Raw genomic sequence first — 7,991 nt, 5'->3', positions numbered from 1 at the left:
GCGCGCGCCAGATAAGAGAACGCGCCCTCGCTGGAGCCCAGCCAGCGCCGTTCCTCGGGAATGGCGGCGAGCCTCGCCCGGATCGGCTCGACCGTGGCCTTGATCTTCTCCGAATAGGCGGCGGCGTTCTTCGTGTAGGTCTCGGCGTTCTCCGGATCATGCTCGGCGAAGGCCTTGCGGATGTTCTCGACATAGATCAGCGCCGCTTCGGGCGACATCCAGGCATGCGGATTGGGCTTGCCCGTATATGGCCCTTCGGCGATGCCCATCGGCTCGACGCCTTCCGATACCACGGCGCTCGGCACATCGCTCAGATTGGAAAAGAACTTTTCGAACCAGAGTTCGAGGTTGAGGCCGTTCCAAAGGATCAGGTCAGCCTTCTGCGCCTTGATCAGGTCGCCGGGCGTCGGCTGGTAATTATGGATCTCGGCGTCGGGCTTGGTGATCGATTCCACCACCGCCGCGTCTCCAGCAACGTTTTGGGCGATGTCGGCGATCACCGTGAAGGTGGTCACCGCAACCATCTTTTCGCCCGCCCCCCGGCCTCCGGCGTCGCCTTCGGCGGAGCATGCGACGAGAACAAGGGCGAGGAGCAGGGCCGAAGCGGTCGCGAGCAATCTCATAAGACATCCTGATTTGTGCTCCGCGCAATGCGGCAGCCCACGCATAGTTAGGGCAGGCCGCTGCGCCTGTCAATGCAATTGCAAATCGTTTGCAACAAGGATCGAGATACGGCCTTTGCCAGAAGCGCGCACCCGCAGAGCGTGTAGGTCTGAAACAGGCAGAACGTGTAAGTCTGAAGCAGAAGGACAACCCTAAGCGGCCGCGGGTGGTTCCGTCGGTTTCGTGTCGTCCGGCGCCTCAGGTTCTTCGCCTGCCAAGGGCGGTTCCACATCGCCTTCCAAAACCTGCTCGACGATGCCGCGCGCGATCTCGCGTTCGCCCATGATCACGGTGTCGGCGCCGAGATCCTTCAGATGTTCGACCTCGGCGTCGGAATGAGCGCGGGCGATAATGGCGATCGCCGGATTGGCCGCCCGTGCGCGCAGGATGATCTGGCCGGCCTCGAAGGCGTTGGGGATGGCGAGGATCAGCCGCTTCGCGCCGGCTGCATTGGCCGAGGCGAATACCTCGCCTTTGGCGGCGTTGCCGGCCACCGTCTCGATGCCGTCGGCTTGCAGCCGGGCAAGCGTCTTGTCCGAGTCCTCGATGACGAGAAACGGCAGACCGGCTTGCCTGAGCGATTGACCGACAAGACCGCCGACCCGGCCATAGCCGACCAGGATCGTATGCTCGTTGAGCTTCGTCATAGGCGGCGGACCATCCTCCGTCTCGCTTGCGGCCTCTGCCAGCGTCGCGACCTCGCCGGGTTCGGTCGCCGGCGCGACCGGTTTGGCCGCAGGCGTTGCGGCTGCTTTGCCGGTGCGTTTCTCCAGCCAGGGTTTTATGCGCTCGGCGCCGGCAAAAACCAGCGGGTTGAGCATGATGGACAGGATCGCGCCGGCGAGGATCAGGTCGCGCCCCTGCTCGGGAAGCAGGTCCAGCCCGACGCCGAGTTCGGCGAGAATGAAGGAGAATTCGCCGATCTGCGCCAGGCTGGCCGAGATGACCAGCGCCGTGGCGATTGGATAACCGAAGGCCAAGACGATCAGGAAGGCGGCCACCGACTTGCCAATGACGATGATGAACAGCGTCGCCAGGATCGGCCAGGTCTCGTGAAACAGGCTGGTCGGATCGAACAGCATGCCCACCGAGACGAAGAACAGCACCGAAAATGCGTCGCGCAGCGGCAGCGATTCCTCCGCCGCTTGCTGCGACAGCTCGGATTCGCTCATGATCATGCCGGCGAAGAACGCGCCGAGCGCCAGGGACACGCCGAAAAGCTGTGCCGCGCCAAAGGCGACGCCAAGCGCAATGGCAAGAACCGCGAGCCGGAACAATTCGCGCGAGCCGGTGTGCGCGACGTAGTGCAGCAGCCACGGAATGATCCGGCGGCCGACCACGACCATGATGATGACGAAGGCGGTGACTTTGGCCAGCGTGACGCCCAAGATCCCCCACAGGCCGAAATCGAACCGCAGCGACAGAATATTGGCGCTGGTTTCCACACCCCGCCCTGTGCCGCCGAGCATGCCGGCCAGCGCCGGCAGCAGAACCAGCGCCAGCACCATTGCCAGATCCTCGACGATGAGCCAGCCAACGGCGATGTGGCCGCGTTCGGTGTCGATCATGCGGCGTTCCTGAAGTGCGCGCAAAAGCACGACAGTACTCGCGACCGACAGGGCAAGGCCAAAAACGATGCCGGCGCCGACCGGCCAGCCCAGCATCCAGCCGAGGCCGGCGCCCAGCGCCGTCGCAAATCCGATCTGCACCACGGCGCCCGGAACCGCGATGGCGCGCACCGACAGAAGGTCCTTGAGCGAAAAATGCAGGCCGACACCGAACATCAGCAGGATCACGCCGATCTCGGCGAGTTCCAGTGCAAGGTCCTGGTCGGCGACGAAGCCGGGCGTGTTCGGCCCGACCAGAACGCCCGCGATCAGATATCCGACCAGCGGCGGCACCCGAAAACGGTTGGCCAGCGCCCCGAAGATGAATGCCAGCCCCAGACCGGCTACGATTGTTGCGATCAGGGGCGTTTCATGCGGCATCGTTGCGGGTGCGCCTTTCTCGAATGGAGACCGCCGCGAAGCCGCAGCGATTCCAATAATGTGGAGAGGTCCGCCCGGACGCAACCCCGGCAAGGTTGTGTTGATATTCAGCGATGCCGGCTCGGTTCGGCCTATCCCTGAATCTCAATACACCCTACGCCGCAAGGGAGGCGGCCAAGACATTTACGGATATCTCGGCCGTTCTGCTGGAAGGCGGGAGCACGGCTCTTCGAAGTCGCTGCTGTGCAGAAGGCGCTGTTACGCCTCCTGAAGAATCCGCTCGATTTCCGGGACTGGATGGTTGGTCAGTGTCTTCGGCACTTCCGCCAGGATGCGGTCGATTACTTCCTTGTGCAGCTTCCTGCGCATTTCGCCCAGCACCAAGGGCGGAGCGATCAGCACGATCTCCTTGAAGTCTCCGCGATGCGCCATTGTATAGAGCCGCTCGGCGATTTCGTCGGCGAAGCGTTCCTTGCCGAGCCGGTGCCAATCCGTGTCGGCGACCGCGCTCTTGTGTATATTAGGTCCGTCGCTGAAGCGTCCGGGGCGGTCGGTACCCTGCTCGCGCGTTGCAGGATTGTCGTCGCGCACTTCGCGTACGACATTCAGGTCGGGGTTTCGGGCGTCGCCGTCATTTTTCAGGAACAGCGCTTTCTCGCCATCGGCCACCAGTATCCAGAGGCCGTGCTTCAGCCTGACATCGCTCATCGGACGCTTCCTCATTGCTATCGGCGTGAATTGCGGCGGGCTTTGCTTTTCTCTTCCTTCTGCACGCGTGTCGCGCCGGCGGGGCGCTCGAAGCCGCGTTTCATATCGTCCTGACTGCCGACGTCACGGGCCACGCCGCCGCCGCTGGCGCCGCCTTCCATGCTGCCCTCCGTGCTGAGATGTTCGGCGCTTTCGAGCTGTTTGTCGCGCTCGCCCTTCTTGCGTTCCATGCCGTCATCTCCTCATAGTGGCTGTCGTGACTAAACGCTGGCTCCGCAGTGATGTTCCGCTTTTCGAGTTGGACTAAGGTCGCCGGCCAAGAATTATTTTCTGCCGATTGCGTGCAATCCGGAAAATGCATCGCCTAGTATGTGGCGCGGCGCGAGGCCATGCCTTCTTAAGAGGGCTACTTTCGCCGAGAATTCCAATGCAAATCCAGGAGCCTGCCTGAAGTGACCAACGGCGCCGCGAAACTCAATGCATTCCCCGTCTTCGTGCGGGTGGAAGGCGAAGCTGTGATCATCGTCGGCGGCGGCGACGAGGCGCTGGCCAAGGCGCGACTGCTCGGGCAGTCGAGCGCCCGCCTCACGATCGTTGCGGATCACGCCGAACCCGCTCTCGCCGCATGGATTGCCGCCAATGGCGCGACGCATGTGAACGCCCCCTACGAGCCGTCACAACTCGAAGGCGCGGTGCTGGTTTTTGCCGCAAGCGGCGACGAGGAACTCGACCGGCAAGTGTCGGACGACGCCCGCCGGCTCGGCATCGCCGTCAATGCGGTGGATCGCCCCGACCTCTGCGATTTCTTTACGCCCGCCCTTGTCAACCGCGCACCGCTGGCGGTCGCCGTCGGCACGGAAGGCGCTGGTCCCGTTCTGGCGCAGATGGTGCGGGCCAAGATCGATCGCATGCTGCCGCCCTCGCTCGGGCCGCTCGCTGCGCTCGGCAATTCGCTGCGTGACGTGGCCGACAAGGTTTTGCCCAAGGGCAGCCGCCGCCGCCGGTTCTGGAACGATTTCTTCACCGGCGCGCCGGCGCGGGCGATGGAGATAGGCCATGCTTCCGAGGCGCGTGCGGCTGCGGCCGAATTGCTGGCGCGCAATGCGCCTGCCTCCGGGCATATCGCCCTGGTCGGCGCCGGACCGGGCGCCGAGGACCTGCTGACGCTTCGGGCGCAACGGCATCTGATGGAAGCCGACGTGATCATGTATGACGCGCTCGTGCCGGAGGCGGTCGTCGCCATGGGCCGCCGCGACGCCGAGCGTCTGCCGGTCGGCAAGCGCAAGGGCTGCCACTCCAAGTCGCAGGATGAGATCAACGCGCTTCTGGTCAGGCTCGGCCGCGAGGGCAAGCGCGTCGTGCGTCTTAAATCAGGCGATCCGCTGGTTTTCGGCCGTGCCGGCGAAGAAATGCAGGCGCTGCGCGATGCGGGCATCTCTTATGAGGTGGTGCCGGGCGTGACCGCGGCCTTTGCCGCGGCTGCCGACTGCGAACTGCCGCTGACGCTGCGCGGCGTGACCTCGTCCATGGTGTTCACGACCGGCCACGATCTGAAGGGCGGCGCGCTGCCCGACTGGGCGAAGCTCGCGATTTCGGGCGCGACCGTCGCCGTCTATATGGGCCGCTCGGTTGCAGCCGATGTCGCGGCGCGGCTGATCGAGGCCGGCCTGTCGCCGGATACGGCGGTCGCGGTGGTGGAAAACGCGAGCCTCGCCGAACGCCGGCTTTTCCACGGCACCATCGCCGACCTTCCGGCGCTTCAGGACCGCGATGAACTTACCGGGCCGGTCATGACACTCATAGGCGACGCCGTCGCAGGCGCGAACTTCGCCCGCTCGACGCCGCTCGCCGAGCAGAACCGCGTCGCGGCAAAAGAGAATCTGGGAGCAGGCGCATGAAGATACTCACCGCGAACCGGCTGACCGACGGCGAGGCCGTGTGGTTCTCGACTGGCCAGGTCTGGGCCGAAACGATCGACAATGCCGAGCTCGCCCACGACAAGGCCGACGAGGAGAGGCTGGAAGCGATCGGCAAGGCCGCCTTCCTGAACAATGAGGTGCTCGATGTCGAACTGATCGATGTCCAACTGGTCGATGGCGTCATCCGCCCGAACCGGTTGCGCGAGCAGATCAGGGCGAGCGGGCCGACCAACCGAAACGATCTGGGCAAGCAGGCCCGGCCGGCTGTTCCGCAGGCGGCATGAGGAGAGGGCCGAGCGGCCCTGAAGGACGAAAATGTACCGTTACGACGAGTTCGACCAGGATTTCGTGAATGCCCGCGTCGCCGAATTCAGCGACCAGGTCGACCGGCGGCTGGCCGGCGAAATCACCGAGGAGCAGTTCCGGCCGTTGCGGCTGATGAACGGCGTCTATCTGCAGCTCCACGCCTATATGCTGCGGATCGCGGTCCCCTACGGCACGCTGCACCCGCGGCAATTGCGCATGCTCGCCCACATCGCCCGCAAATACGACAAGGGCTACGGCCATTTCACGACGCGCCAGAACATCCAGTTCAACTGGCCGGCGCTTTCCGACGTGCCGGCGATCCTCGCCGATCTCGCTTCGGTCGAGATGCACGCCATCCAGACTTCGGGGAACTGCATCCGCAACGTGACCGCCGATCATTTTGCTGGCGCGGCCGCCGATGAAGTCGCCGATCCGCGGCCCTATGCCGAGATCCTGCGCCAATGGTCGTCGGTCCACCCGGAGTTCTCCTATCTGCCGCGCAAGTTCAAGATCGCGGTGACCGGCGCCGAGCGCGATCGCGCCGCCATCAAGACGCACGACATCGGCCTGCATCTGAAGAAGAACGCGGCGGGCGAACTGGGCTTTGCCGTCTATGTCGGTGGCGGACAGGGCCGCACGCCGATGATCGCCAAGAAGATTCGCGATTTCCTGCCGGAGAACGAGCTGCTCTCCTACTGCACGGCCATTCTGCGGGTCTACAACCTCTATGGCCGCCGCGACAACAAGTACAAGGCGCGCATCAAGATCCTCGTCCATGAGACAGGAGCGGATGAGTTTGCCCGGCAGGTGGAAGCCGAGTGGGAGGCGTTGAAGGACACCGAGCTGAAGCTGCCCGAAGCCGACATCCGCGCGATCGAGGCCTATTTCGCGCCGCCGAAGCTTGTCGCACGCCCCGAAGGCGACGAAACCGTGCGCCTGGCGCGGCTCGACAGCCGAAGCTTCGGCGAATGGCTGGACCAGAATGTCGTCACGCACCGCCATCCGGACTATGCCGCCGTCACCATCTCGCTGAAAGGCATCGGCGAGGCTCCCGGCGACGCCTCGGACAGCCAGATGGAAGCGGTCGCCGACCTCGCAGAAAAATACGGCTTCGACGAGATCCGCGTCACCCACGAGCAGAACCTGGTGCTGCCGCATGTCGCCCGCGCCGATCTGCGGGCGGTCTATGACGCGCTGGTCGAGATCGATCTGGCGACCGCCAATGCCGGCCTGATCACCGACATCATCGCCTGCCCCGGCCTCGACTATTGCGCGCTGGCCAATGCCCGCTCGATTCCCGTCGCGCAGGAGATTTCGCGCCGCTTCGCCTCGCTGGAGCGTCAGCGCGAAATCGGCGAACTGAAGCTGAAGATCTCGGGCTGCATCAACGCTTGCGGACACCACCATGTCGGCCACATCGGCATTCTCGGCGTGGAGAAGAAGGGCGCGGAGCTCTACCAGGTGACGCTCGGCGGCTCCGGCGACGAGAACACGTCGGTCGGCGAGATCATCGGTCGCGGCTTCGGCCCGGAAGAGATCACGGACGCGATCGAGACGGTCGTCGAGACCTATCTGCGCATACGGACCGACCATTCGGAAAAATTTCTGGACGCCTATCGCCGCGTCGGCGCCGCGCCGTTCAAGGAGGCGCTCTATGGAAGCGAAGCCAAAGCTGCCTGACCTCGAAGCGGAGACGCAGGCGGAAGCCGCGCGTCTCGATGCGCTCTACGGTTATCTCCCGCCCGCCGAAATTATTTCGCGCGCGGTCGAGCTGTTTGGTCGCGGCGACGTTGCCGCGGTATCGTCCTTCGGGGCGGATTCGGCCGTGCTGCTGCACATGGTCGCCGGGATCGACAGCGCCTTGCCGATCGTCTTTCTCGATACCGGCAAGCATTTCGGCGAGACACTCGATTACCGGGATGCGCTGGCCGCCGATCTCGGCCTGACAGACATCCGCATCATCACGCCCGAGGAAGCCGCGCTCAATCGCGACGATCCGGACGGTAAGCTGCACCTTACCAATACAGACGCCTGCTGCGCCATTCGCAAGGTCGAGCCGATGGCGCGCGGCGTCGAGCCGTTTCGTGCCTGGTTCACGGGCCGCAAGCGCTTCCAGGCCGCGACCCGGCAGGCGCTGCCCGTCTTCGAGGCGGTCGGAACCCGCATCCGCATCAATCCGCTCGCGCGCTGGACCACTGGCGACCTCGCCGACTACATGAAAGCACATGCGCTGCGGGAGAACCCGCTCGTCGCCTATGGCTATCTGTCGATCGGCTGCTTTCCCTGCACGTCGATCGTGCAGCCGGGCGAGGATGCGCGCAGCGGCCGCTGGGCTGGACAGGCCAAAACCGAGTGTGGCATTCATCTGCCCGAACTCGACCGGTCGCTTGCGAACGCGGCACACTAG

Annotated in this window: 8 protein-coding genes; 4 read left to right on the top strand and 4 right to left on the bottom strand. The window is 64.5% G+C overall.

Annotated features, from left to right (window positions below):
- The 4 genes from MAXJ12_RS00575 to MAXJ12_RS00560 form a co-directional block, all read right to left on the bottom strand.
- Nucleotides 1–623: metal ABC transporter solute-binding protein, Zn/Mn family (locus tag MAXJ12_RS00575; protein ID WP_008833778.1), on the bottom strand; the 623-nt coding region annotated here is incomplete at its 3' end.
- Nucleotides 624–815: 192 nt separating this feature from the next.
- A complete protein-coding gene (gene ybaL, locus MAXJ12_RS00570) occupies nucleotides 816–2,651 on the bottom strand; it encodes a YbaL family putative K(+) efflux transporter (RefSeq protein WP_008833777.1) in 1,836 nt (611 codons plus the stop codon).
- A gap of 258 nt (nucleotides 2,652–2,909) precedes the next feature.
- Nucleotides 2,910–3,359: a baeRF12 domain-containing protein gene (locus tag MAXJ12_RS00565; RefSeq protein ID WP_008833776.1), complete on the bottom strand. Its 450-nt coding sequence runs from the start codon at nucleotides 3,357–3,359 to the stop codon at nucleotides 2,910–2,912.
- A 17-nt stretch (nucleotides 3,360–3,376) separates the two neighbouring features.
- Nucleotides 3,377–3,589, bottom strand: coding sequence for a hypothetical protein (locus tag MAXJ12_RS00560; protein ID WP_008833775.1), 213 nt, complete (start codon nucleotides 3,587–3,589; stop codon nucleotides 3,377–3,379).
- Between the two features lie 222 nt (nucleotides 3,590–3,811).
- Between MAXJ12_RS00560 and cysG the strand changes: the two genes are divergently transcribed.
- Genes cysG through MAXJ12_RS00540 form a run of 4 tightly spaced genes read left to right on the top strand, consistent with a single transcriptional unit; the run spans nucleotide 3,812 to nucleotide 7,991 of the window.
- Nucleotides 3,812–5,257: a siroheme synthase CysG gene (gene cysG, locus MAXJ12_RS00555; RefSeq protein ID WP_008833774.1), complete on the top strand. Its 1,446-nt coding sequence runs from the start codon at nucleotides 3,812–3,814 to the stop codon at nucleotides 5,255–5,257.
- Complete coding sequence (locus tag MAXJ12_RS00550) at nucleotides 5,254–5,562, top strand: DUF2849 domain-containing protein (RefSeq protein ID WP_008833773.1); 309 nt, start codon at nucleotides 5,254–5,256, stop codon at nucleotides 5,560–5,562. The genes cysG and MAXJ12_RS00550 overlap by 4 nt, the downstream gene beginning before the upstream one ends.
- 31 nt (nucleotides 5,563–5,593) lie before the next feature.
- The gene (locus MAXJ12_RS00545; RefSeq protein WP_008833772.1) at nucleotides 5,594–7,264 is read left to right on the top strand and encodes a nitrite/sulfite reductase; all 1,671 of its coding nucleotides are present in this window, start codon (nucleotides 5,594–5,596) and stop codon (nucleotides 7,262–7,264) included.
- Entirely contained in the window at nucleotides 7,239–7,991 is a 753-nt protein-coding gene (locus MAXJ12_RS00540) for a phosphoadenylyl-sulfate reductase (protein WP_008833771.1), read from the top strand. The genes MAXJ12_RS00545 and MAXJ12_RS00540 overlap by 26 nt, the downstream gene beginning before the upstream one ends.

The organism is Mesorhizobium alhagi CCNWXJ12-2, assembly GCF_000236565.1.
Lineage (GTDB): Bacteria > Pseudomonadota > Alphaproteobacteria > Rhizobiales > Rhizobiaceae > Allomesorhizobium > Allomesorhizobium alhagi.
The sequence above is the reverse complement of the archived record's forward strand: the minus strand, read 5'-3'. Positions and strand labels throughout refer to the sequence as shown.